Raw genomic sequence first — 23,776 nt, forward strand, 5'->3', positions numbered from 1 at the left:
CGCGGTCTCATGTCAGCGCTTGCGGCCGCCCGAGTCGGAACCGCCCAGTCCGGCCCGCCGCAACGCGTCCGCCATCGCACTGTTGGCCGGAGCGGCCGCCGGACGCGGGGCACTGCCCTGGCCCCCGCCCCCGCGCCGGTCACCGCCCTGGCCGCCGGCCTGACGGGCTCCCTGGACACCGCCCTGTCCCTGGCCCTGTCGCTGACGCGGCGGGCGTTCTCCGCCGTTTTGCCCCTGCCCGCTCCTCTCGCGCCGGGGCCCCTGCCCGCCGCTCTGGGCCGCCCCGGCCTCGTCGTCCAGCCGCAGCGTCAGCGAGACACGCTTGCGCGGGATGTCGACGTCCATGACCTTCACCTTCACGATGTCGCCCGGCTTCACGACATCCCGCGGGTCCTTGACGAACGTCCGCGACATCGCCGACACATGGACGAGACCGTCCTGGTGGACGCCGATGTCCACGAACGCGCCGAACGCCGCCACATTCGTGACGACACCCTCCAGCACCATCCCGGGGGCCAGGTCGCCGAGCTTCTCGACGCCCTCCTTGAACGTGGCCGTCCGGAACGCCGGACGCGGGTCCCGGCCCGGCTTCTCCAGCTCCTTCAAGATGTCCGTCACCGTCGGCAGACCGAACTTCTCGTCCACGAATTCGTCGGGCCGCAGCGACCGCAGGACGTCCGTGTTGCCGACCAGCGAGGCGACATCGCCGCCCGTCCGCTTCACCATCGTCCGCACCACGGGGTAGGCCTCCGGGTGCACACTCGACGCGTCCAAGGGATCGTCACCACCCCGGATCCGGAGGAAGCCCGCGCACTGCTCGTACGCCTTCGGGCCCAACCGCGCCACATCCTTGAGCGCGCGGCGGGAGCGGAACGGGCCGTTCGCGTCCCGGTGGGCCACGATGTTCTCGGCCAGTCCGGATCCGATGCCGGACACCCGTGAGAGCAGCGGCGCCGACGCGGTGTTGACGTCGACCCCGACGCCGTTCACGCAGTCCTCGACCACCGCGTCCAGCGAGCGCGACAGCTTCACCTCGGACAGGTCGTGCTGGTACTGGCCGACGCCGATCGACTTCGGATCGATCTTCACCAGCTCGGCCAGCGGGTCCTGCAGCCGGCGCGCGATCGAGACCGCGCCGCGCAACGACACGTCCATGTCCGGGAGTTCCTGCGAGGCGAAGGCCGACGCCGAGTACACGGAGGCGCCTGCCTCCGAGACCATCACCTTGGTGAGCTTCAGCTCCGGGTGCTTGTCGCACAGGTCTCCCGCGAGCTTGTCGGTCTCGCGGGACGCCGTGCCGTTGCCGATCGCGATCAGGTCGACCTGGTGTTCCTTGGCGAGACGCTCCAGCGTCGCCAGCGACCGGTCCCACTGGTTCGCGGGCACATGCGGGTGGATGACATCCGTGGCGACGACCTTGCCGGTCGCGTCCACGACGGCGACCTTCACGCCCGTGCGGAAACCGGGGTCGAGGCCCAGGGTCGCCCGGGTACCCGCCGGCGCGGCGAGCAGCAGATCGCGCAGGTTCGAGGCGAAGACCCGTACGGCCTCGTCCTCCGCCGCGGTGCGCAGCCGGAGCCGCAGGTCGATCCCGAGGTGCACGAGGACCCGGGTCCGCCAGGCCCAGCGGACCGTGTCACCCAGCCATTTGTCCCCCGGCCGGCCGCGGTCGGCCACGCCGAACCGGCGGGCGATCATGTTCTCGTACGCCGAGGGGCCCGGCTGCTCCGACGGTTCCTCCGGCTCCAGGACCAGGTCGAGCACGCCCTCCTTCTCGCCCCGGAGCATCGCGAGGATCCGGTGCGAGGGCAGTGCGGTGAACGGTTCGGCGAAGTCGAAGTAGTCGGCGAACTTCGCGCCCGCCTCCTCCTTGCCGTCCCGTACCTTCGCGACTGCCCTGCCGCGCGACCACATGCGTTCGCGCAGTTCGCCGGTCAGATCGGCGTCCTCCGAGAAGCGCTCGGTCAGGATCGCCCGGGCGCCTTCCAGCGCCGCCGCCGGGTCCGCCACACCCTTCTCGGTGTCGACGAACGCGGCGGCCGCCGCGAGCGGATCCACGGACGTGTCGCCGAGCAGCCCGTCGGCCAGTGGCTCCAGGCCCGCTTCGCGCGCGATCTGTGCCTTCGTCCGGCGCTTCGGCTTGAACGGCAGGTAGATGTCCTCCAGCCGCGCCTTGGTGTCGGCCGCCCGGATCTGTGCCTCCAGGGTGGCGTCGAGCTTGCCCTGTTCACGTACGGACTCGAGGACCGCCGAGCGGCGGTCCTCGAGTTCCCGCAGATACCGCAGCCTCTCCTCGAGCGTGCGCAGCTGCGCATCGTCGAGCATCTCGGTCGCTTCCTTGCGGTAGCGCGCGATGAACGGCACGGTCGACCCGCCGTCGAGCAAGTCGACGGCCGCCTTCACCTGACGCTCACGTACGCCGAGCTCCTCGGCGATCCTGCCTTCGATGGACGTCGTCACGGTTTTCCCGACTCGCCTTCTCGTACTGGCTGTGCTGGCTGTGCTGGCTGGGGTCGTCCACACCCGGGTGGGCCCCTTCGCCTGCATTGTGCCGGGTGGCCGGGGGCCGTGTCGCGTGACCTGGTCGATCACGGCCCCGACGTCCTGTCGAACGGTGCGGTCAGGCGCGCCGGGCCCCGCCGCTGCGCGACGCGCCACCGAAAAGGCCTGCCAGGAGCCGGAAGGGCAGAGTCACCACGGTGGCCACGGCCGATCCGACGGTACTCAGAGCGTTTGCGATCGCACGGAACACGGTGTGCCTCCTTCGTAGGGTGTGTCTACCGCCTGGCCGGTTCCACCCGTCGTAAACGTGTGCGGGGCTCAGCCCTTGCCGACCAGATCGTCGGGGAACGCCCCGGCGGAGGCCGCCGCGAACAGGAATCCGCGGCTCAGTTCGGTGAGCCGCTCCACACCCGCGGTGCCCAGGTGCTCGTACGGTGCGGCGTCCATGCGGTCCGTCGCCTCCTCCAGCTCCGCCCTGAGCGCGGTGCCCGCGTCGGTCAGCTCGCCCTCCGCGTCCAGTACGCCCCGGCCACGCAGCCGCTCCACCGCCGCGTCCCAGTCCGCGCGCTGCCAGCCGCGGGTGGACAGGATCCAGCGCGGCGCCATGCCCTTGCCGGTGGCGGTGTGGCTGACCAGGGCCTCCAGCGGGTCGAGACCGGCCGTGAGCAGCGCGGCCAGGTGCCCGTCCCCGCGGTGCTCGCGCAGCAGCGTCGCCGCGTGCCAGTACGCGAGATGCGGCTGGTCCGGCACCTCCAGGTACGCGTGCGCGGCGTACAGCGGGCGGGCGTGGCGGGTACAGGCCTCGGCGGCGCGCAGAGCCAGCCCGGCCGCCTCCGCCATCTCCGGGGAGGCGAGGGCCTCCTCGCCGAGCACCCGGCGGAGCGTCGAGTCGGCGGCCCGCAGGCGGGCGTCGAGCGCCGCCTGAGGGGTGATGTCCGACCAGACGGCGGGCAGATGGCGGGCCACCAGCTCGTGGTTGAAGTTGTAGAAGGTCGCGGTGACCGTGCCCGCCCCGGCGGCGCCCAGGGCCGCGCCGCGCGCGGCGAAGTAGACGCGGCTCGCGTCGTCGATGCCGAGCTCCCCGAACTCCTTGCCGAGGTCGGGGGAGAAGTAGACACAGGAGTGCAGCGGGTTGAGCGCGTTGTGGCAGCGGCGTCCGGCGCGCGGGGGGAGAGAACTCATGCCCGTACGTTACCGACTGGTTGGTACGCGGGGTAGTCCCAGGGCGGCCGCCGACGGACCGTGGGGCCCGCATGGCAGGAAAGGTGGGCAACTCGTCATTGCGGACATCCGTCCACCCGCCCAGGATGGCGGACATGAAGCAGCGATCCGTACTCGTCGTCCTCTTCGGTGGCGTCCAGAGCCTCGATGTGAGCGGCCCGATGGAGGTCTTCGCCGGCGCCTCCCGCTTCCCCGGCGTCTCGTACGAGCTGCGCACCGCCTCGCTCGACGGGGCCCCGGTCCGCTGCTCCAGCGGCCTCACACTCGTCCCCGACGGCACCCTCGCGGACGCCCCGGTGCCCGATCTGCTGCTCGTACCGGGAGGCGCCGGTACGAGGACGCCCGACCCGGAGCTGGTCCGCTGGCTCCGCACGCACGCCCCACAGGCCCGGGACCTGGTGTCGGTGTGCACCGGCGCCCTTCTCCTCGCCGAGGCGGGCCAGCTCGACGGCCACCGGGTGACCACCCACTGGTCGGTGTGCGAGACGCTCGCCCGCGCGTATCCGGCGGTGCGCGTGGACCCCGACCCGATCTTCGTACGCGACGGACGCCTGGCGACGTCGGCGGGTGTCACCGCCGGCATCGACCTCGCGCTCGCCCTGGTAGAGGAGGAACACGGGCGGGACGTGGCGCTCGACGTCGCCCGCCGTCTCGTCGTGTTTCTGCGGCGCCCCGGCAACCAGGCCCAGTTCAGCGCCCAGCTCACCGCGCAGACCGCCGTCCGCGCGCCCCTCCGTGAGGTCCAGCACTGGATCACCGAGCATCCGGACGCCGACCTCTCGGTGGAGGCGCTCGCGGCCCGCGCCAGGCTCTCGCCCCGCCACTTCGCCCGCGCCTTCCAGGCCGAGACCGGCCTGACTCCAGGGCGGTACGTCGAGCGCGTACGCCTCGAGCAGGCCCGCCGGCTGCTGGAGGACACGGCCGACGGCGTCACCGGCATCTCCCGTGCCAGCGGCTACGGCACACCGGAAGCGATGCGCCGTGCCTTCGTCAAAGCCCTCGGGACGGCGCCCGCGGAATACCGGCGCCGCTTCCGCTCCCAGCCCGTCACCACCTGACACCACCAGCGGAAGGATCCATCCATGCAGATCGCCATCGCGCTCTTCGACCGCTTCACCGCCCTCGACGCCGTGGGCCCGTACGAGATGCTCAGCCGGGCTCCCGGCGCCGAGACCGTCTTCGTCGCCGAGCGGCCCGGCGCCGTGCGCAACGACTCCGGCAGCCTCTCGCTCGTCGCCGACCGTGCGCTCGCCGACGTGCCCGCCCCCGACGTGGTGATCGTCCCGGGAGGCCCCGGACAGCGCGACCAGATGGAGAACGAGGCGCTGCTCGGCTGGCTGCGGGCGGTGGATGCCGGCAGCACCTGGACGACCTCGGTGTGCACCGGCTCCCTGCTGCTCGGAGCCGCCGGACTGCTCACCGGCCGGCGTGCCACCTCGCACTGGCTCGCCCTCGACCTCCTGAAGACCTTCGGGGCCGAAGCGACGGGCGAGCGGGTGGTCGTCGACGGCAAGTACGTCACGGCCGCCGGGGTCTCCTCCGGCATCGACATGGGCCTCACCCTGCTCGGCAGGATCGCGGGTGACGAACACGCCCAGGCCATCCAGCTGCTGACCGAGTACGACCCCCAGCCGCCCTACGACGCCGGGTCGCCGGACAAGGCCCCGGCGGCCCTGGTCGAGGAGTGGAGGGCCAAGAGCGGTTCATCCTGACGCAGGCGCGGCCCCGGCACTCCCCGGCGTCCAGGTGAAACGGGGCGTGCGACGCTCCAGGAAGGCGGCGACCCCCTCGGCGGTGTCGCCGCTGTCGCGCGCCTGCCGCGACCAGTACGCGTCCCGGTCCTCGCGGCCGTCGGCGAACTCCTTCGCAGCGGCCTGGGTCAGCTGCGAGCGCGAGGCCAGGACCCGGGCGAACGCGTGTACCCGGCCCTCCAGCCCGCCCTCCGGCAGGATCTCGTCCACCAGCCCTGTGCGCAGCGCCCGTTCCGTTCCGATCAGCTCCCCGGAGAACAGCAGGAACTTCGCGGCGGCCGGGCCCACGAGCGTGACCAGCCGGCGCGTCGACGAGGAGGGATAGACGATGCCGAGCTTGGCCGGGGTGACGCCGAAGGAAGTGCCCTCCTCGGCGAACCGCATATCGCAGGCGGCCGCGAGCTGGCTGCCGCCGCCCACGCAGTAGCCGCGCACGGCGGCCAGCGTCGGCCGGGGGAATGCCGCCAGGGCCTCCTCGGCCTGGACGGCCAGGGCCTGCGGCCGCCCGCCCGTGTCGCGGAGGGAGGCGATGTCCGCGCCGGCGCAGAAGGTGTCACCGGCGCCGGTGAGCACGAGGACACGTACGCCGGGGTCGGCCGCCAGCTCCTCCAGCAGTACGGGCAGCGCCTGCCACATGTCAGCGGTCATGGCGTTGCGTTTGGCGGGGTTGGCGATGACAACGGTGGCGACGCCGTCCATGACCGCGTGCTCCAGCCGTGGCTCCGTCCGTGTCGCCTGCTCCCTGAGATCCATGCGCCGGATGCTACCCGTTGCGGCAAGGGGCCTTCGGGCTGCCGCTGGGGGTGCTTGTGCGACGGACTCGGAGCGATCGCGATCGGCAGGGGCGGGCGACGGGTCGTCAGCCCGGTGACGGACCAGATGACGCCCGAAGAAGGCGAGAAGTAGTCCAATCACCTGACGCTGTCATAATCACCCGGTCAAATTACTTCTGAGAGTGACCACTTGTGGTCAGCGCTGCGATCCGGACCACGCTCTTCCCGACACTCATTACTCGATGGTCAGTGGCATGCGAGTCGAGAGCGGGTGGCGGTCCATGGAGAGCCGTGGGAGAGTTCCGGCCCATCCCGTGTCGTACGAGGGGGTGTGGCGCTTCACCGCCCCCGCCGTCGACGTCTCGGTGCCGCAGGCCCGGCACGCCGTACGGGACCTGATCGAGAGACAGGGCGTGCCCGTCGAGGACGACATCCTCCAGGGGCTGCTGCTGATCGTGTCGGAGCTGGTCACCAACGCGGTCCGTCACGCGGCGCTGCTCTCGCCCGAGCTGGCGGTCGAGGTGGCCGTCGGGGCGGAGTGGATCAGGGTCTCCGTCGAGGACAACCACCCCTACCGGCCGACGGCGCTGGTCACCGACTACGCGCAGACCGGCGGCCGGGGGCTGCTCCTGGTGCGTGAGATCACCACCGAGGCGGGCGGTACCTGCGACGTCGAGCACACCGCCGGCGGCGGGAAGATCATCTGGGCGGCGCTGCCCCTGAAGACGCAGCTCTGACCGCCCCCCGCGCGGCGCGTTTCACCAGCCCGCGGACGTTCCCGTCAGCTCCCTGATCGCGGGCCGTGCGGCATCGAGCACGGTCATGAACCACGCCGAGAACGGTGCGTCCGCATGCCGCTGCGCGAGCTCGCCGGCGGTCACGAAGGCCGTCTCACCGACCTCCTCCTCGTCCGGCCGCAGGCGCTCCTGCACCATGCCGACGAACAGGTGGTTGAATTCCTGCTCCACCAGGCCCGACATCGGATCGGGGTGGTTGTAGCGGACCGTGCCCGCTGCGGCGAGCAGCGAGGGCGAGACCCCCAGCTCCTCGTACGTCCGCCGGGCGGCCGCCGCGAACGGCGCCTCTCCCGGGTACGGGTGACCGCAGCAGGTGTTCGACCACACGCCGGGGGAGTGGTACTTGCCGAGCGCGCGGCGCTGCAGCAGCAGCCGTCCCTGCTCGTCGAAGAGGAAGACGGAGAACGCCCGGTGCAGCTGGCCCGGAGCCTGGTGAGCGGCGAGCTTCTCCGCCGTGCCGATGGTGGTGCCGTTCTCGTCGACCAGTTCGAGCATGATCGCGTCTGCTGTGCCGTTCGACGAGCTGTGCGCCGCGGTGGCTGGTGTGGTCGGCATACCCATCCTTCGCTTTGGTACCCGGCCTCGTGCGCCGGACCCCTCGAGTGCGGTCAAGTCTGCCGTACAGAAGCCCCTTGTCCGCACTGCGGGTGCTGGCATGTCCGTCCCGTCCCGCCCCGGAGGGCGGGACGGGACGGACGCCGCGTCAGACGCCGAAGGCCGCCGGGTAGTGGATCACACCCTTGGGCACCGCCACGGAATCGTCGAGGACCAGTGCCATCATCGCCTCGTCGGGGACCTCGAAGCCCGGCCTTATCCCGAACCGCGACGCCGGTTCGAAGCCGAAGGCCGGGTAGTACTCAGGGTGCCCGAGCACCAGGACGAGCGACTCCCCCCGCAGTCGCGCGGCGTCCAGCGCAGCCCGGACCACCGCCCGGCCGGCGCCCCTGCGCTGGTGATCCGGTGAGGTGGCCACCGGAGCCAGTGCGAGCGCCGGGGCGTCCCCGACCCGGCACCGGGTCAGCAGGGCATGGGCCGCGACGGAGCCGTCCGTGGCCTCGGCCACGTACGACAGACCGGGCAGCCATGCTCCGGAGTCCGTGCGCAGGGCGTCGACCAGATCGGCCTCGGCCCGGGTGGGGAAGGCGGCCGCGACGACCCCGTGCACCGCGTCGCGGTCGGCGGCCGTCTCAGGACGGGTACGCCAGAGGGGATCGAAGGGGCGCAGCACATAGCCGGCGTAGCCGTACTCCGCGCCGTGGCGGCGACGTACATCCAGCTCCTCGCGGGTGGCCGCGAGCGCCTCCGGCATGCCGGGAACCGACGGGTCCGCGGCTGCAACCCGTTCGGCCAGCGGGACGTAGTACTCGTCCCAGTCGCTGTCGGGCTGCACCAGTGCCCCGAGGACATGGAAGCCCGCCTCCACGGCCGCCGCGGTGTTCTCCACGACGGGCCGCAGCGAGGCATGGGGGTCCCAGAAGGCTCGCGCCCCGGCCGACGGGGAGCCCGTGGTCCAGACGCAGTCGGTGATCACCATCGTGCCGCCGGGGGCGAGCAGCCGCCGCCAGTCCCGCAGCGCGGTGTCGAACCCGATGATGTACGCGGAACCCTCGGCCCAGACCAGGTCGTAGGACCCGTCGTCGAAGCCGGGCCCGACCAGGTCGGCCATGTCCGCCCGGACGGTACGGATCCGGTCACCGAGCCCGCGGGCCTCTGCGGCCTCGGTGAGCTCGTCGAGGAACGGCTGGTGCAGATCGACCGCCGTCACCTCCGCGCCCGCCTCGGCGGCGAGCAACAGGGCCGCCCGGCCCGGACCGCAGCCCAGGTCCAGGACGCGGGGACGGTCCGGCAGCGAGCCCACCATGGTGAGCAGCCGCCGAGTGGTGGCATCGGAACCAGGGCTCTGCCGGGGAAGCCGGTGGTGCAGTTCGAAGAAAGCGTTGTACGTGTGGTCGGTCAAGACGGGAACCCTTGGGTGAGAGGGCCCCGGCCGTCGCCGCGCGATGCGGAGCGGTCAGCCGGTGACCCGGGAGATGAGGCAGGACCGATTGCTGCGCCGGGCAGCCGTCGTCGCGACAGACATCAACCTCAGCTCCTTCACTTCCACCGGACTCCGGGCTCGGAGACACGGCGCAAACCCTAGCACCGGGGGCCGACGGGTTTTCCGTTGCTCAGTGGCAGAGCCGCGCCTCGTGCTCGGCGTGCCCGCTGGGCTCCAGCTGGAAGGTGCAGTGCTCGACGTCGAAGTGGTGGCCGAGACAACCCTGCAGCTCGTGCAGGAGCTTCTCGTGGCCGATCGAGTCCAGCATCTCCTGGTGCACGACCACATGGGCGGACAGGACGGGCATGCCCGAGGTGATCGTCCAGGCATGCAGGTCATGGACGTCCAGCACGCCGGGCAGGGCTGTGATGTGGGCGCGCACCTCATCCATGTCGACCCCCTTGGGCGCCGACTCCAGCAGCACGTCGAGCGTCTCCCGCAGGAGTTTGACGGTACGGGGCACGATCATGAGGCCGATCAGCAGCGAGGCGACGGGGTCGGCGGCCTGCCAGCCGGTGGCCATGATGATGCCCGCCGACACGAGTACCGTCACCGAACCGAGCGTGTCCGCGACGACCTCGAGATAGGCCCCCCGCACATTGAGACTGTCCTGCTGCCCGCGCATCAGCAGGGACAGGGAGACCACGTTGGCCACGAGGCCGACGGCGGCGAACGCGATGGCCAGGCCGCCCTTGGTCTCGGCCGGGGTGATGAAGCGGTCCACGGCCTCGAAGACCAGATAACCGCCGACGCCGAGGAGCAGCAGACAGTTGGCCAGCGCGGCGAGGATCTCGGCACGGGCGTAACCGAAGGTGCGGTTGGGGCCTGCGGGTCTGTTGGCGAAGTGGATGGCCAGCAGGGCCATGCCCAGCCCCAGCGCGTCGGTCGCCATGTGGGCGGCGTCCGCGATCAGGGCGAGCGAGTCGGCGAGCAGCCCCCCGACGATCTCCATGACCATGACGCCGAGCGTGATGCCCAGGGCGACCCGGAGACGTCCCTGGTACGCGGCGGCTGCCGTCCCCGTCGGAAGCGGGCCTCCGTGCGCATGCCCGTGATCGTGGCCAGCCCCCATGCCAACGCCTCCGCAACCCGTCGTATCCCTCGGACAACCCGGACGCATCGCGCGCCCGATGCGGCCAGTGAACTACGGGGGAGGGGGCGCGGGCAACACGGCACTGAACACCGTTGTCATATGCTCTGACCTGCGGAAACGATCGCAGGTCAGAGCCGTGTGCGGGTGCTGCCGCTCACTGCGCGGCGCGGGCCTCCGGGTGGCGCAGGCACCAGCCCTCCCAGGCCGACTCCACCATCTCGCGCATGCCGCGGCGTGCGGTCCAGCCCAACTCCTCGGTCATCCGGGCGGCCGACGCGACCGCCCGGGCCGCGTCACCCGGCCTGCGCGGCTCGACCACGGGCTCCGTGCGCAGCCCGGTGACCTCACCCACCAGCTCGGCGAGCCGGCGCACCGATACGCCCTCGCCCCGCCCGATGTTCACGGTGAGGTCCCCGCCGTCCGGGGCCGTGTCCAGATGCCTGGCGACGGCGAGGTGCGCCTCCGCCAGGTCGGCGACATGGATGTAGTCGCGTACACAGGTGCCGTCCGGTGTCGGATAGTCGTCACCGAAGATCCGCGGCGCGTCGCCGCGCGTCAGCCGGTCGAAGAACATCGGTACGACGTTGAAGACACCCGTGTCGGTGAGCCGGGGCTCGGCGGTCCCCGCCACGTTGAAGTACCGCAGGCAGGCCGTGGAGATGCCGTGGGCCCGCCCCGTCGCGCGCACCAGCCACTCCCCGGCGAGCTTGGTCTCGCCGTACGGATTGATCGGCGCGCACGGCGTCTCCTCCGTGATGAGCTCCACATCCGGGACGCCGTACACCGCCGCCGACGAGGAGAAGAGGAAGCGCCGCACGCCGGCCGCGACCACGGCCTCCAGCAGCACGGTGAGCCCGGTCACGTTCTCGCGGTAGTAGTGCAGGGGCCTCTCGACGGACTCGCCGACCTGCTTCTTCGCCGCGAAATGAACCACACCCGTGACGGCGTGCTCCGTCAGGACCCGGTCGAGCACCGCGCGGTCCGAGGCCGAACCCCGCACCAGCGTGACGTCGCCGGGCAGCCGCTCCTCGATGCCTGTCGACATGTCGTCCAGGACGACGATCCGTTCCCCGGCCTCGGTCATGGCCTTCGCCACATGTGCCCCGATGTAACCGGCCCCGCCTGTGATCAACCACGTCATGCAGGTCAGCTTAGACCGGCCGGTAAGCGGGGGCGGAGGAAGGCGAGGGACCGGGTGCGTGCCGCTGTGAGGCGGTGGATCGAAGCGACGCGGAGGCCCGCGACGCCGCCCCGTCCACCGTCCGGGTCCATGCGTCGCCCGGACGCGGTTTGTGGGGCGGGGCATTGATCGACGATGATGATCACGAACGGCGCCGCATGATGACCTATTCGCCCGAACGGAGCACAAACGGGTGGTGAACTCGGCCTTCCGTTCATCCGATAGCCTCAGCCGACGTGCCGCCGGCCCCTCCGGGCCGCATGTCGTGCCGTTCCCGTCAGCACCAAGGAGTGAGTTCGTCTGTCGACCGCCATCCTCACCGGTGCGCCGGTACCCGGATCGTCGCTCGAGGACGATCTGCGGTCACTCGGCTTTGACGTGACTGCCGCAGCCGACGCCTCCGAGGCCGCCGAGCTGCTCGCCGCAGTCCCCGCGAGCAAGCGCGTCGCGCTCGTGGACCCCCGTTTCGTCGGCCACGTCCACGCCCTCAGGCTCGGACTCACCGACCCCCGCTTCGCCGCCGCGTCGATCCCCGGAGCGGTCACCGCGCAGCCCGAGGCCCGCCCCGCGCTGCTCCGCGCCCTGCGCGGGGCCGTGGCCGCCGTCGGTGCCGGGAGCCCCGTCGCGCCCCCCGGTGCCGAACCGGTCACCGAGGACCGCACGGTGCCCGGCCGGCTGGCCGTGGCCCTGGACGCGGAGGGCACAGCCGTGCAGCGCCCCGAGCTCGGTTCGCTCACGGCCGCGGTGCCCACCGGACCCGAGGAGCGGACCGGCGCACGGACCGCCGTGGCCGCCGTCGACGACGAGGCCGTACGGCTGCGCAGCGCGGTGAAGGCCCACGACGGATTCTTCACCACGTACTTCATCAGCCCGTACTCCCGCTACATCGCCCGCTGGTGCGCCCGCCGGGGCCTCACTCCGAACCAGGTCACCACCGCCTCGCTGATCACCGCGCTGATCGCGGCGGGCAGCGCGGCGACCGGCACCCGCGGCGGTTACGTCGCGGCCGGAGTGCTCCTGCTCCTCTCCTTCGTCCTGGACTGCACCGACGGGCAGCTCGCCCGCTACTCGCTGCAGTACTCGACGATGGGCGCCTGGCTGGACGCCACCTTCGACCGGGCCAAGGAGTACGCGTACTACGCGGGTCTCGCCCTCGGCGCCGCCCGCGGCGGTGACGACGTGTGGGTCCTCGCGCTCGGCGCGATGGTCCTCCAGGCCTGCCGCCATGTCGTCGACTTCTCGTTCAACGAGGCCAACCACGACGCGGTGTCCAACACGAGCCCCACCGCCGCGCTCTCCGACAAGCTCGACAGCGTCGGCTGGACGGTCTGGCTGCGCCGGATGATAGTGCTGCCCATCGGCGAACGCTGGGCCATGATCGCTGTGCTCACCGCCGTGACCACGCCCCGGATCGTCTTCTACGCCCTGCTCATCGGCTGCGCCCTGGCCGCCTGCTACACGACGGCCGGCCGGCTGCTCCGCTCGCTGACCCGCAAGGCGCAGCGCACCGACCGCGCAGCCGGGGCACTGGCCGACCTCGCCGACTCGGGTCCGCTCGCCCAGGCCGTCGCCGCCGTGCTCCGCCGCCCGGGCGGCGGCTTCACCGCCCCGCTCCTGGCGCTCGCCGGGGCACTGGTGATGGTCGCCGCAGCGCTGTTCGCTCCCTACGGCGGCTGGCTGACCGTGGGCGCCGCAGCGGTGTACGCGGCTGTCTCCGGGCTCGCCGTCTCACGGCGGCTCAAGGGCGCGCTCGACTGGCTCGTCCCTCCGGTCTTCCGGGCCGCCGAGTACTGCACGATCCTGGTGCTGGCCGCCCGCAGTGACGTACCGCACGCCGTTCCCGCGGCATTCGGCCTGGTTTCTGCTGTCGCCTACCATCACTACGACACGGTGTACCGCATCCGGGGCGGCACCGGAGCGCCGCCCCAGTGGCTGGTGCGCACCATCGGCGGGCACGAGGGCCGGACCCTGGTCGTGGCCGTTCTCGCCGCCGTACTGACCCACGGTTCAGGTCTCACCACGGCTCTGGCCGCACTCGCGGCCGCCGTGGCCCTGGTGGTGCTCGTGGAGTCCATCCGCTTCTGGGTGTCGTCCTCGGCCCCCGCCGTACACGACGAAGGAGAACTCGCATGATCGGCCTCGTACTGGCTGCCGGTGCCGGACGCCGTCTGCGTCCGTACACGGACACGCTGCCCAAGGCCCTGGTGCCGGTGGACGGCGAGAAGACGGTCCTGGACCTGACGCTGGCCAACTTCGCGGAGGTCGGACTCACCGAGGTCGCGGTCGTCGTCGGCTACCGCAAGGAGGCGGTCTACGCCCGCAAGGCCGAGTTCGAGGCGAAGTACGGCGTGACGCTGACGCTCATCGACAACGACAAGGCCGAGGAGTGGAACAACGCCTACTCCCTCTGGTGCGCGCGTGAGGTCCTGAAGAAGGGCGTCATCCTCGCCAACGGCGACACCGTGCACCCGGTCTCCGTCGAGAAGACCCTCCTGAACGCGCGCGGCAAGGGTCAGAAGATCATCCTCGCCCTCGACACGGTGAAGACCCTCGCCGACGAGGAGATGAAGGTCATCACCGAGGGCGACAAGGGCGTCCGGCGGATCACCAAGCTGATGGACCCGGCCACCGCGACCGGCGAGTACATCGGCGTCACGCTGATCGAGCCCGACGCCGCCGAGGAGCTCGCCGACGCCCTGAAGGTCACCTTCGAGCGCGACCCGGACCTCTACTACGAGGACGGCTACCAGGAGCTCGTGAACCGTGGCTTCACGGTCGACGTCGCGCCCATCGGCGAGGTGACGTGGGTCGAGATCGACAACCACGACGACCTCGCCAGGGGCAGGGAGATCGCGTGCCTGTACTGACCCGCCTCATTCCGTCCCCGGTCGTCGTCGACATCCGGCGCGGCGCGATGGACGATCTGGCCGGTCTCCTTGCCGACCAGCGGATCTCCGCCTCGGGCAAGCTCGCCATCGCGATCAGCGGTGGTTCCGGGCGCGCCCTGCGCGACAGGCTCGCTCCGGTGCTGCCGGGTGCCGACTGGTACCCCGTCGCCGACGGCACGATCGACTCCGCGGTGCGGCTCGCCGACGGCATCAAGGGCAACCGCTACGACGCCGTGGTCGGCCTCGGCGGCGGCAAGATCATCGACGTCGCGAAGTACGCCGCCGCCCGGGTGGGCATGCCCATGGTCGCCGTCGCGACGAACCTGTCCCACGACGGGCTCTGCTCGCCGGTCGCGACTCTGGACAACGACAACGGACGGGGCTCCTACGGGGTCCCCACCCCGATCGCCGTGGTCATCGACCTCGACGTCATCCGTGAGGCGCCCGCACGCTACGTCCGCTCGGGCATCGGCGACGCGGTCTCCAACATCTCGTGTGTCGCCGACTGGGAGCTCGCCCACGAGGTCCAGGGTGAGGAGATCGACGGGCTCGCCGCGGCCATGGCCCGGCAGGCCGGCGAGGCCGTGCTGCGCCATCCCGGCGGGGTCGGTGACGACGCCTTCCTGAAGGTGCTGGCCGAGGGGCTCGTGCTGACGGGCATCTCGATGTCGGTCGCCGGGGACTCCCGGCCCGCCTCGGGTGCCTGCCACGAGATCAACCACGCCTTCGACCTGCTGTACCCGAAGCGGGCGGCCAGCCACGGTGAGCAGGTCGGCCTCGGCGCCTGCTTCGCCATGCACCTGCGGGGCGCGCACGAGGAGTCCGTCCAGATGGCGTCCGTACTGCGGCGCCACGAGCTGCCGGTGCTGCCCGACGAGATCGGTTTCACCGTAGAAGAATTCGTGCGGGCCGTGGACTACGCCCCGCAGACGCGCCCGGGACGCTTCACGATCCTGGAGCACCTCAACTTGTCCACCGACCAGATCAGGGACGCGTACGCCGACTATGCAAAAGCCATCCATAGCTGAACTCCGTCCGGTCGTGCACCCTCCGGGTGTGAAGGACCGGCGCAGTGGCGAGCACTGGGCGGGGCGGCTCTACATGCGCGAGATCTCCCTGCGCATCACCCGGCGTCTGGTGACCACGAAGATCACGCCCAACCAGCTGACCTACGTGATGACCGTCGCCGGTGCGCTCGCGGCGCCCGCCCTGCTGGTCCCGGGCATCCCCGGGGCCCTGCTCGGTGTGCTCGCGGTCCAGCTCTACCTGCTGTTCGACTGTGTCGACGGCGAGGTGGCCCGCTGGAAGAAGCAGTACTCGCTGGGCGGGGTCTATCTGGACCGGGTGGCCGCCTACCTGTGCGACGCGGCCGTGCTCGTCGGCTTCGGCCTCCGTGCCGCCGACCTGTGGGGCCCGGGGCGCATCGACTGGCTGTGGGCCTTCCTGGGCACGCTCGCCGCGCTCGGCGCCATCCTGATCAAGGCGGAGACCGACCTCGTCGGCGTCGCCCGCCACCAGGGCGGGCTGCCGCCCGTCAAGGAGGCCGCCTCCGAGCCGCGCTCCTCCGGCATGGCCTTCGCCCGCCGTGCGGCAGGCGCGCTCAAGTTCCACCGGCTGATCCTCGGTATCGAGGCGTCGCTGGTCATCCTGGTGGTGGCCGTACTCGACACGGTCAGGGACGACCTCTTCTTCAGCCGGCTCGCGGTCGCGGTCCTGGCCGGCATCGCCCTTCTCCAGACCGTCCTGCACCTCGTGTCGATCCTGGCGTCCAGCAGGCTGAAGTGAGCTCACCCATGAAACTCGGCGCGGTCATCATCACCATGGGCAACCGCCCCGACGAACTGCGCGCCCTTCTCGATTCGGTCGCCAAGCAGGACGGCGACCGGATCGAGGTGGTCGTCGTCGGCAACGGCGCCCCGGTCCCCGACGTCCCCCCGGGCGTACGGACCGTCGAGCTGCCCGAGAATCTGGGAATTCCGGGCGGGCGCAACGTCGGCATCGAGGCGTTCGGCCCGTCCGGAGCCGATGTGGACGCCCTGCTCTTCCTCGACGACGACGGGCACCTGCCGCACACCGACACCGCCGAGCTCTGCCGGCAGGCGTTCGAGGCGGACCCGAAGCTCGGCATCGTCACCTTCCGCATCGCGGACCCGGACACCGGCGTCACCCAGCGGCGGCACGTGCCGCGGCTGCGGGCCTCCGACCCGATGCGCTCCTCCCGCGTCACGACGTTCCTCGGCGGCGCGAACGCCGTACGCAGCCAGGTGATCGCCGAGGCCGGCCCGCTCCCCGGCGAGTTCTTCTACGCGCACGAGGAGACCGACCTCGCCTGGCGGGCGCTGGACGCCGGCTGGATGATCGAGTACCGCGCGGACATGGTGCTCAACCACCCCACCACCGCCCCCTCGCGGCATGCGGTGTACCACCGCATGGTGGCCCGCAACCGCGTCTGGCTCGCCCGCCGGAATCTGCCCGCACCGCTGGTTCCCCTCTACACCGGGGTCTGGCTGCTCCTCACCCTGGTCCGCCGGCCCTCCCTGCCCGCCCTCAAGGCATGGTTCGGAGGTTTCCGCGAAGGCTGGACCAAGCCCTGCGGACCCCGGCATCCGATGAGGTGGCGTACGGTGTGGCGGCTGACCAGACTGGGACGGCCACCGGTGATCTGAGAGGCTTCTGTCTCTGAGACCATGAGCCGTATTCATTCCGTACGGGGTACCTGTCCGCCTTGGCCGCGCCTGCGACCGGCTGCGCATCGTGAAGACGAGAGTTCTTAACTGTGAGTGACACGACCCATGACGGCGGGATTGCGCTGAGCAGTCCGCCGTCCGCCGACGAGGGACTGAGCGCGTCCCAGCTGGCCGACAAGTACGGCTTGGCGGTGAGCGGCGCCCGGCCCGGGCTGTTCGCGTACATCCGGCAGCTCTGGGGCCGGCGGCATTTCATCCTGGCGTTCTCGAGGGCGAAGCTGACCGCGCAGTACAGCCAGGCCAAGCTCGGCCAGCTGTGGCAGGTGGCCACGCCACTGCTGAACGCCCTCGTCTACTTCCTGATCTTCGGCCTGATCCTGGGGACCAGCAGGGGGATGAGCCATGAGGTCTTCGTCCCGTTCCTGGTGACCGGGGTCTTCGTCTTCACCTTCACGCAGAGCTCGGTCATGGCGGGGGTGCGGTCCATCGCCGGCAACCTCGGCCTGGTCCGGGCCCTGCACTTCCCCCGGGCCTCGCTGCCCGTCTCGTTCTCGCTCCAGCAGCTCCAGCAACTGCTGTACTCCATGATCGTGCTGCTCGCCGTGGCGATGGGATTCGGCAGTTATCCCAGGCTGTCCTGGCTGCTGATCATCCCGGCGCTGGCTCTGCAGTTCGTGTTCAACACCGGCCTGGCGCTGGTGATGGCCCGGCTGGGCAGCAAGACCCCCGACCTCGCCCAGCTGATGCCGTTCGTCATGCGTACCTGGATGTACGCCTCGGGCGTCATGTTCTCCATCCCCGTGATGCTGGAGGACAAGCCGCAGTGGATCGCCGATGTGCTGCAGTACAACCCGGCGGCCATCTACATGGACCTGGTCCGCTTCGCACTGATCGACGGCTACGGCTCCGAGAACCTGCCGGAGCACGTCTGGGCCGTCGGGCTCGCCTGGGCGCTCGTGGTGGGCGTCGTGGGCTTCGTGTACTTCTGGAAGGCAGAGGAACGGTACGGCCGTGGCTGAGGAATCGTCCCAAGGACACATCCCCACCGTGATCGCGGACGACGTGCACATCGTGTACCGGGTCAACGGCACGGGCGGGGGCAAGGGCAGCGCCACCGCGGCACTGAGCCGGATCATGCGCCGCGGGAAGGGCGAACCGCGTGGTGTGCGCAAGGTGCACGCGGTGCGGGGCGTGTCCTTCACCGCCTACCGCGGCCAGGCCATCGGGCTCATCGGCACCAACGGCTCGGGCAAGTCCACGCTGCTGCGGGCCATCGCCGGCCTGCTGCCGACCGAGCACGGCAAGGTGTACACCGACGGTCAGCCGTCGCTGCTCGGCGTCAACGCGGCCCTGATGAGCGACCTGACCGGTGAGCGCAACGTCGTACTCGGCGGTCTCGCGATGGGTATGGGGCGTGAGGAGATCCGCGCGCGCTACCAGGACATCGTGGACTTCTCCGGGATCAACGAGAAGGGCGACTTCATCACGCTGCCGATGCGTACGTACTCCTCGGGCATGGCGGCGCGGCTGCGGTTCTCGATCGCGGCTGCCAAGAACCACGACGTCCTCATGATCGACGAGGCCCTCGCCACCGGTGACCGTAAGTTCCGGGTCCGCTCCGAGGAACGGATCCGCGAGCTGCGCAAGGAAGCGGGCACCGTCTTCCTGGTCAGCCACAACAACAAGACGATCAGGGACACCTGTGACCGGGTGCTGTGGCTGGAGAAGGGCGAGCTCCTGATGGACGGCCCCACCGAAGAGGTGCTGAAGGCCTACGAGCGGGAGACGGGCAAGTAGCCGTCATGTGTGTGGCCCCCGCCGGTGCACAGCGGTGGGGGCCACGCGGTGTGCGGATCCATGGTGGGAGGGTACGCGGGGGCGGTAGATGTCCAGGGGAGGATCTCCTCCCGGCGGATGACGTCAAGTTCCCCGGATCCGGGGAAGGTTGACAACGGCCGATGTGCTGCACGAGGACGTGCCGCACCCCGGCGCGGCCCTGTGAGCTGTACAACGTAAGCTGTGACGGTGCTGATTCGCGGCCATGTGGGGTGATACGCCCCCGGCGCATCGCCCGTTGTGAGTATGTCGCACTCGGCCGGACGAGCGGCGTGTCCGAAAAGGGATGTTTTGGGTCAGCAGTGTAGAACGGGAGATATGACGGCAATGATGGAAAATCTCCAGCTCCGACGTGGTTTTGCCGTCCCCACGTCGGGTGGTACGCAGTGACACGTACCCAGCAGGCGCGCCACGACGCCGCCGCGACCGCCACGCTCGACAAGGCCGCCGAAGAGAACTTCCCCGTGGCCCCCTTCTTCCTGCCCCGCGCCTGGCGCGACGACCTGATGGCCGCCTACGGATTCGCCCGCCTCGTCGACGACATCGGTGACGGCGATCTGGCTCCGGGCGGCGCCGACGCCCGTCACCTCGGCCTCGAACCCGGGCAGAGCGAGGACCGGCTCGCCGCGCTGGATGCCCTCGAAGCCGATCTGCGCCGCGTCTTCGCGTCCACCGGCGACGGTCCGCGCCACCCCCTGATGCGCGCCCTGCGTCCCACCGTGCGGCGCTGCGCGCTCACCCCCGAACCCTTCCTCGGGCTCGTCGAAGCCAACCGGCAGGACCAGAAGGTCCGCCGCTACGCGACCTACGGCGACCTGCTGGCTTACTGCGAGCTGTCCGCCAACCCCGTCGGCCGCCTCGTCCTGCAGATCACCGGCACGGCGAGCCCCGAACGGATCCGCCGCTCCGACGCCGTCTGCACCGCGCTGCAGATCGCCGAGCACCTCCAGGACGTCGCCGAGGACCTCGGCCGTGACCGGATCTATCTGCCGGCCGAGGACATGGCCCGCTTCCATGTCGGCGAACCGGACCTGGCGGTTCCGTCCGCAGGCGCGGCGGTACGCTCCCTGGTCGCATTCGAGGCCGAGCGCGCCCGTGACCTGCTGGCCGAGGGCGTCCCCCTGGTGGGTAGCGTCCACGGCCGGCTGAAGCTGCTGCTCGCCGGATTCGTCGGCGGCGGGCGGGCCGCCCTCGCCGCGATCTCGGCCGCGGGTTTCGACGTACTGCCCGGACCGCCCAAACCCACCTCGCCCAGACTGCTGCGCGAAGTGGGAGACGTCCTGCGAAGAGCGCACAGAGAGGGGTGAGCCGGACCGTGGAGGGACAGACGACGTACATGTCGGCACCGGTACAGGCCGCGTACAGCTACTGCGAGGCCGTCACCGGACAGCAGGCCCGTAATTTCGCGTACGGCATCAGACTGCTGCCGTACGAGAAGCGGCAGGCCATGTCGGCGCTGTACGCCTTCTCCCGTCGGGTCGACGACATCGGCGACGGCGAGCTGGATCCGGAGACCAAGCACACCCGGCTGGAGGACACCCGGGGACTGCTCGGCCGGATCCGGGACAACGCCGTCGACGAGGACGACACCGACCCGGTCGCGGTCGCCCTGGCCGACGCCGCGCGGCGGTTCCCGCTGCCGCTCGGCGGCCTCGACGAGCTCATCGACGGCGTGCTGATGGACGTACGTGGCGCGACCTACGAGACCTGGGACGACCTGAAGACGTACTGCCGCTGTGTCGCGGGTGCCATCGGGCGCCTCAGCCTGGGCGTCTTCGGGACGGAAGCGGGTGCGCCCGGCGCCGAACGGGCCGCGGAGTACGCCGACACCCTCGGCCTGGCGCTCCAGCTCACCAACATCCTGCGTGACGTCCGCGAGGACGCCGGCAACGGACGTACCTACCTGCCCGCCGACGACCTCGCCAAATTCGGCTGCTCCGCCGGGTTCCACCGGGCCACTCCGCCCCCCGGGTCCGACTTCGCGGGCCTGGTGCACTTCGAGGTCCGACGCGCCCGGGCGCTCTTCGCCGAGGGCTACCGGCTGCTGCCCATGCTGGACCGGCGCAGCGGTGCCTGCGTGGCCGCCATGGCCGGGATCTACCGCCGGCTCCTCGACCGGATCGAACGCGATCCCGAGGCCGTTCTTCGCGGCAGGGTCTCGCTGCCCGGCCACGAGAAGGCGTACGTTGCGGTGCGTGGGCTGTCGGGTCTCGACGCGCGGTACATCTCACGGCGGACGGCCAGGGGGAGGGTCTGATGACCGGTCCGATCCGACGTGCGGGGCGGGCAACTCCAGGCCGCCGCGGTGCGTCCCTGTCCGCGACGTCGACCATGGCGGCACGGCGAAAGGAGCAGGCATGACCGGCCGGAGTCCTCGGTCCTCCCGGGCGGTGGTCGTCGGCGGCGGCCTCGCCGGCGTCACCGCGGCGCTGCGTCTCGCCGACTCGGGCCTCGACGTGACCCTGCTCGAGGGCCGGCCCCGGCTCGGCGGGCTCGCCTTCTCCTTCCGGCGCGGCGACCTGTCCGTCGACAACGGCCAGCACGTCTACCTGCGCTGCTGCACGGGCTACCGCTGGTTCCTGGACCGGATCGAGGGGACCCACCTCGCCCCCCTGCAGGACCGCCTCGATGTGCCCGTGCTCGACGTGGGCCGGCCCGCCGGGCCGAGGCTCGGCCGGCTGCGCCGCACCGGGCTGCCCGTCCCGCTGCACCTGGCCGGAGGGCTCGCCGCCTACCCGCACCTCTCACTCGCCGAGAAGGCAGGCGTCGCCCGCGCCGCACTCGCGCTGGGCCGTCTCGACCCCGCCGACCCCGCGCTCGACGGCATCGACTTCGCCACCTGGCTCCGCCGCCACGGGCAGTCGCAGCGCACCATCGAGGCCCTCTGGGACCTCGTCGGCGTCGCCACGCTCAACGCCACCGCGCCGAACGCCTCCATGGCACTGGCCGCGAAGGTCTTCAAGACGGGGCTCCTCACGGCACCGGGTGCCGCCGACATCGGCTGGGCCGCCGTGCCGCTCGGCGACCTCCACGACACCCTCGCCCGCAAGGCGCTCGAAACGGCGGGCGTGGCGATCCACCTGCGCACCCGGGTGGGATCCCTCACCCGCGCCGAGGACGGCCGCTGGTCCGTCGAAACCGACGGCGAACGCTTCGAGGCGGACACCGTCGTCCTCGCCGTGCCGCAGGGCGAGACCCACCGGCTGCTGCCCGACGGTGCGCTCGACGACCCGGGCCGGCTGCTCGACCTCACCGACGCACCGATCCTGAACGTGCACGTCGTCTACGACCGCAAGGTGCTGCGCAAACCGTTCTTCGCCGCGCTCGGCTCACCTGTGCAATGGGTCTTCGACCGCACGGCGTCCTCCGGTCTCCAAGGCGGCGGCCAGTACCTCGCGGTGTCCCAGTCCGCGGCGCAGGACGAGATCGACCTGCCCGTCGCCGAGCTGCGCAAGCGCTACGTGCCCGAGCTGGAGCGGCTCCTCCCGGCGGCGCGAGGGGCCGGGATCCGCGACTTCTTCGTCACCAGGGAGCGCACCGCGACCTTCGCACCCACACCGGGTGTGGGCCGCCTGCGACCGGGCACGCACACCCGCGCCCCCGGGCTGCACCTGGCGGGAGCATGGACCGCCACCGGCTGGCCCGCCACGATGGAGGGCGCCGTCCGCAGCGGCCGCAGTGCCGCTGACGCCGCGCTCCAGGCCCTCGGCCGGACACACGAACATCCGCTGCAGGAGGCGGCATGAGCATTACCACCGGAACAAGAGGAGAGTCTGTGACCCCGGCGAATCCGGCTTACGACACCGTGGCGGACACCACGGACGTCACCGCGCTTCTGGAGCGTGGAAGGGCCCTGTCAGCGCCGGTGCTGCGAGCTGCTGTGGACCGGCTGGCGCCGCCCATGGACACCGTCGCGGCCTATCACTTCGGCTGGATCGATGCCCAGGGCCGACCGGCCGACGGCGACGGAGGCAAGGCCGTGCGTCCCGCGCTGGCCCTGCTGTCCGCGGAGGCCGCGGGCGCCCCGGCGGAGGCCGGGATCCCCGGAGCCGTGGCCGTCGAACTCGTGCACAACTTCTCGTTGCTGCACGACGACCTGATGGACGGCGACGAGCAGCGCCGTCACCGTGACACCGTATGGAAGGTGCACGGCCCCGCCCAGGCGATCCTCGTCGGCGACGCGCTCTTCGCACTGGCCAACGAGATCCTGCTGGAGCTCGGCACGGTCGAGGCCGGCCGGGCCGCCCGCCGGCTGACCACGGCCAGCCGGAAGCTGATCGACGGTCAGGCCCAGGACATCTCGTACGAGCACCGCGAGCGGGTCACCGTCGAGGAGTGCTTGGAGATGGAGGGCAACAAGACGGGCGCCCTGCTCGCCTGCGCCGTCTCCATCGGAGCCGTGCTCGGCGGAGCCGACGACCGTACCGCCGACATCCTGGAGGCGTACGGCTACCACCTCGGCCTCGCCTTCCAGGCGGTTGACGACCTGCTCGGGATCTGGGGCGACCCGGAGTCCACGGGCAAGCAGACCTGGAGCGATCTGCGCCAGCGAAAGAAGTCCCTGCCCGTCGTGGCCGCGCTCGCCGCGGGCGGACCGGCCTCGGAGCGTCTGGGTGAGCTCCTCGCCGCCGACGCCAAGAGCAGCGACTTCGACAGCTTCTCCGAAGAGGAGTTCGCCGCGCGCGCGGCACTCATCGAGGAGGCGGGCGGCCGTGAATGGACCGCCCAGGAAGCCCGCCGTCAGCACGCGGTAGCCATTGAGGCGCTGCATGGCGTCGACATGCCGGAACGAGTGCGGGCGCAGCTCACCGAGCTCGCCGACTTCGTGGTCGTACGAAAGAGATGATCACCATCCAGATATGACTCGCAGTCGCCGGCGGGGGGCCCCCCCGGGGGCCCCCCCCCGCGGCCCCCCCCCCCCCCCCGCCCCAAAACACACCAAGGGGATCCCAGACAACCCCCCACCCCCGGACACCCCCGGGCCCCCACCACCCCCCGCCCCCCCGCCCC

At 71.3% G+C, this 23,776-nt stretch carries 22 protein-coding genes; 14 read left to right on the plus strand and 8 right to left on the minus strand.

What is annotated here, in order from left to right; translation table 11 throughout:
• Positions 1-12: 12 nt before the first annotated feature.
• From ACFYQ5_RS31890 to ACFYQ5_RS31900, 3 genes are all read right to left on the minus strand, one after another.
• A complete protein-coding gene (locus ACFYQ5_RS31890; RefSeq protein ID WP_389202608.1) occupies positions 13-2,460 on the minus strand; it encodes a Tex family protein in 2,448 nt (815 codons plus the stop codon).
• Positions 2,461-2,620: 160 nt separating this feature from the next.
• Positions 2,621-2,752 carry an LPFR motif small protein gene (locus tag ACFYQ5_RS31895; protein ID WP_389202609.1) on the minus strand — a complete coding sequence of 44 codons (132 nt, stop codon included), beginning with the start codon at positions 2,750-2,752 and terminating at the stop codon, positions 2,621-2,623.
• Positions 2,753-2,820: 68 nt separating this feature from the next.
• Positions 2,821-3,684 (minus strand): hypothetical protein, encoded by an 864-nt coding sequence (locus ACFYQ5_RS31900; RefSeq protein ID WP_389202611.1) that lies wholly within the window; start codon positions 3,682-3,684, stop codon positions 2,821-2,823.
• 134 nt (positions 3,685-3,818) lie between these two features.
• Between ACFYQ5_RS31900 and ACFYQ5_RS31905 the strand changes: the two genes are divergently transcribed.
• Positions 3,819-4,781, plus strand: coding sequence for a GlxA family transcriptional regulator (locus tag ACFYQ5_RS31905; protein WP_389202613.1), 963 nt, complete (start codon positions 3,819-3,821; stop codon positions 4,779-4,781).
• Between the two features lie 24 nt (positions 4,782-4,805).
• Positions 4,806-5,435 carry a DJ-1/PfpI family protein gene (locus ACFYQ5_RS31910; protein WP_389202614.1) on the plus strand — a complete coding sequence of 210 codons (630 nt, stop codon included), beginning with the start codon at positions 4,806-4,808 and terminating at the stop codon, positions 5,433-5,435.
• On the opposite strand, the gene ACFYQ5_RS31915 is transcribed toward ACFYQ5_RS31910, so the two are convergent.
• On the minus strand, positions 5,427-6,227 hold the full coding sequence (locus tag ACFYQ5_RS31915) for an enoyl-CoA hydratase/isomerase family protein (RefSeq protein ID WP_389202616.1): 801 nt from the start codon (positions 6,225-6,227) through the stop codon (positions 5,427-5,429). The genes ACFYQ5_RS31910 and ACFYQ5_RS31915 overlap by 9 nt on opposite strands.
• 301 nt (positions 6,228-6,528) lie before the next feature.
• Here ACFYQ5_RS31915 and ACFYQ5_RS31920 point away from each other — a divergent pair, with 301 nt between their 5' ends.
• Positions 6,529-6,984, plus strand: a complete 456-nt coding sequence (locus ACFYQ5_RS31920; protein WP_389202654.1) for an ATP-binding protein — start codon at positions 6,529-6,531, stop codon at positions 6,982-6,984.
• 21 nt (positions 6,985-7,005) lie between these two features.
• Here ACFYQ5_RS31920 and idi read toward each other — a convergent pair whose 3' ends face one another.
• The 4 genes from idi to galE all read right to left on the minus strand — a co-directional run bounded on the left by idi (position 7,006) and on the right by galE (position 11,316).
• Positions 7,006-7,599 carry an isopentenyl-diphosphate Delta-isomerase gene (idi, locus tag ACFYQ5_RS31925; protein WP_389202617.1) on the minus strand — a complete coding sequence of 198 codons (594 nt, stop codon included), beginning with the start codon at positions 7,597-7,599 and terminating at the stop codon, positions 7,006-7,008.
• Positions 7,600-7,747: 148 nt separating this feature from the next.
• Positions 7,748-9,001: a GNAT family N-acetyltransferase gene (locus ACFYQ5_RS31930; protein WP_389202618.1), complete on the minus strand. Its 1,254-nt coding sequence runs from the start codon at positions 8,999-9,001 to the stop codon at positions 7,748-7,750.
• A 211-nt stretch (positions 9,002-9,212) separates the two neighbouring features.
• Entirely contained in the window at positions 9,213-10,154 is a 942-nt protein-coding gene (locus tag ACFYQ5_RS31935; protein ID WP_389202620.1) for a cation diffusion facilitator family transporter, read from the minus strand.
• Between the two features lie 175 nt (positions 10,155-10,329).
• Entirely contained in the window at positions 10,330-11,316 is a 987-nt protein-coding gene (gene galE, locus ACFYQ5_RS31940) for a UDP-glucose 4-epimerase GalE (protein ID WP_389202622.1), read from the minus strand.
• A gap of 417 nt (positions 11,317-11,733) precedes the next feature.
• Between galE and ACFYQ5_RS31945 the strand changes: the two genes are divergently transcribed.
• From ACFYQ5_RS31945 to ACFYQ5_RS31995, 11 genes are all read left to right on the plus strand, one after another.
• Complete coding sequence (locus ACFYQ5_RS31945; RefSeq protein WP_389202624.1) at positions 11,734-13,488, plus strand: DUF5941 domain-containing protein; 1,755 nt, start codon at positions 11,734-11,736, stop codon at positions 13,486-13,488.
• On the plus strand, positions 13,485-14,222 hold the full coding sequence (locus tag ACFYQ5_RS31950; RefSeq protein WP_389202626.1) for a sugar phosphate nucleotidyltransferase: 738 nt from the start codon (positions 13,485-13,487) through the stop codon (positions 14,220-14,222). Before ACFYQ5_RS31945 ends, ACFYQ5_RS31950 begins: the two co-directional genes overlap by 4 nt.
• A complete protein-coding gene (locus ACFYQ5_RS31955; protein ID WP_389202628.1) occupies positions 14,210-15,271 on the plus strand; it encodes an iron-containing alcohol dehydrogenase family protein in 1,062 nt (353 codons plus the stop codon). Before ACFYQ5_RS31950 ends, ACFYQ5_RS31955 begins: the two co-directional genes overlap by 13 nt.
• Entirely contained in the window at positions 15,249-16,028 is a 780-nt protein-coding gene (locus tag ACFYQ5_RS31960) for a CDP-alcohol phosphatidyltransferase family protein (protein WP_389202630.1), read from the plus strand. The genes ACFYQ5_RS31955 and ACFYQ5_RS31960 overlap by 23 nt, the downstream gene beginning before the upstream one ends.
• An 8-nt stretch (positions 16,029-16,036) precedes the next feature.
• On the plus strand, positions 16,037-16,909 hold the full coding sequence (locus tag ACFYQ5_RS31965; protein WP_389202632.1) for a glycosyltransferase family 2 protein: 873 nt from the start codon (positions 16,037-16,039) through the stop codon (positions 16,907-16,909).
• Positions 16,910-17,019: 110 nt separating this feature from the next.
• A complete protein-coding gene (locus ACFYQ5_RS31970; protein ID WP_389202634.1) occupies positions 17,020-17,949 on the plus strand; it encodes an ABC transporter permease in 930 nt (309 codons plus the stop codon).
• Positions 17,942-18,727: an ABC transporter ATP-binding protein gene (locus ACFYQ5_RS31975; protein ID WP_389202636.1), complete on the plus strand. Its 786-nt coding sequence runs from the start codon at positions 17,942-17,944 to the stop codon at positions 18,725-18,727. The genes ACFYQ5_RS31970 and ACFYQ5_RS31975 overlap by 8 nt, the downstream gene beginning before the upstream one ends.
• Positions 18,728-19,152: 425 nt before the next feature.
• Complete coding sequence (gene hpnC, locus ACFYQ5_RS31980; RefSeq protein WP_389202638.1) at positions 19,153-20,073, plus strand: squalene synthase HpnC; 921 nt, start codon at positions 19,153-19,155, stop codon at positions 20,071-20,073.
• A 29-nt stretch (positions 20,074-20,102) separates the two neighbouring features.
• Positions 20,103-21,023 carry a presqualene diphosphate synthase HpnD gene (gene hpnD / locus ACFYQ5_RS31985; RefSeq protein WP_389202640.1) on the plus strand — a complete coding sequence of 307 codons (921 nt, stop codon included), beginning with the start codon at positions 20,103-20,105 and terminating at the stop codon, positions 21,021-21,023.
• A 100-nt stretch (positions 21,024-21,123) separates the two neighbouring features.
• Positions 21,124-22,512: a hydroxysqualene dehydroxylase HpnE gene (gene hpnE / locus ACFYQ5_RS31990; protein WP_389202642.1), complete on the plus strand. Its 1,389-nt coding sequence runs from the start codon at positions 21,124-21,126 to the stop codon at positions 22,510-22,512.
• Positions 22,509-23,612 (plus strand): polyprenyl synthetase family protein, encoded by a 1,104-nt coding sequence (locus ACFYQ5_RS31995; RefSeq protein ID WP_389202644.1) that lies wholly within the window; start codon positions 22,509-22,511, stop codon positions 23,610-23,612. The genes hpnE and ACFYQ5_RS31995 overlap by 4 nt, the downstream gene beginning before the upstream one ends.
• Positions 23,613-23,776: the final 164 nt, after the last annotated feature.

Source organism: Streptomyces sp. NPDC005794 (assembly GCF_042871445.1).
GTDB lineage: Bacteria > Actinomycetota > Actinomycetes > Streptomycetales > Streptomycetaceae > Streptomyces.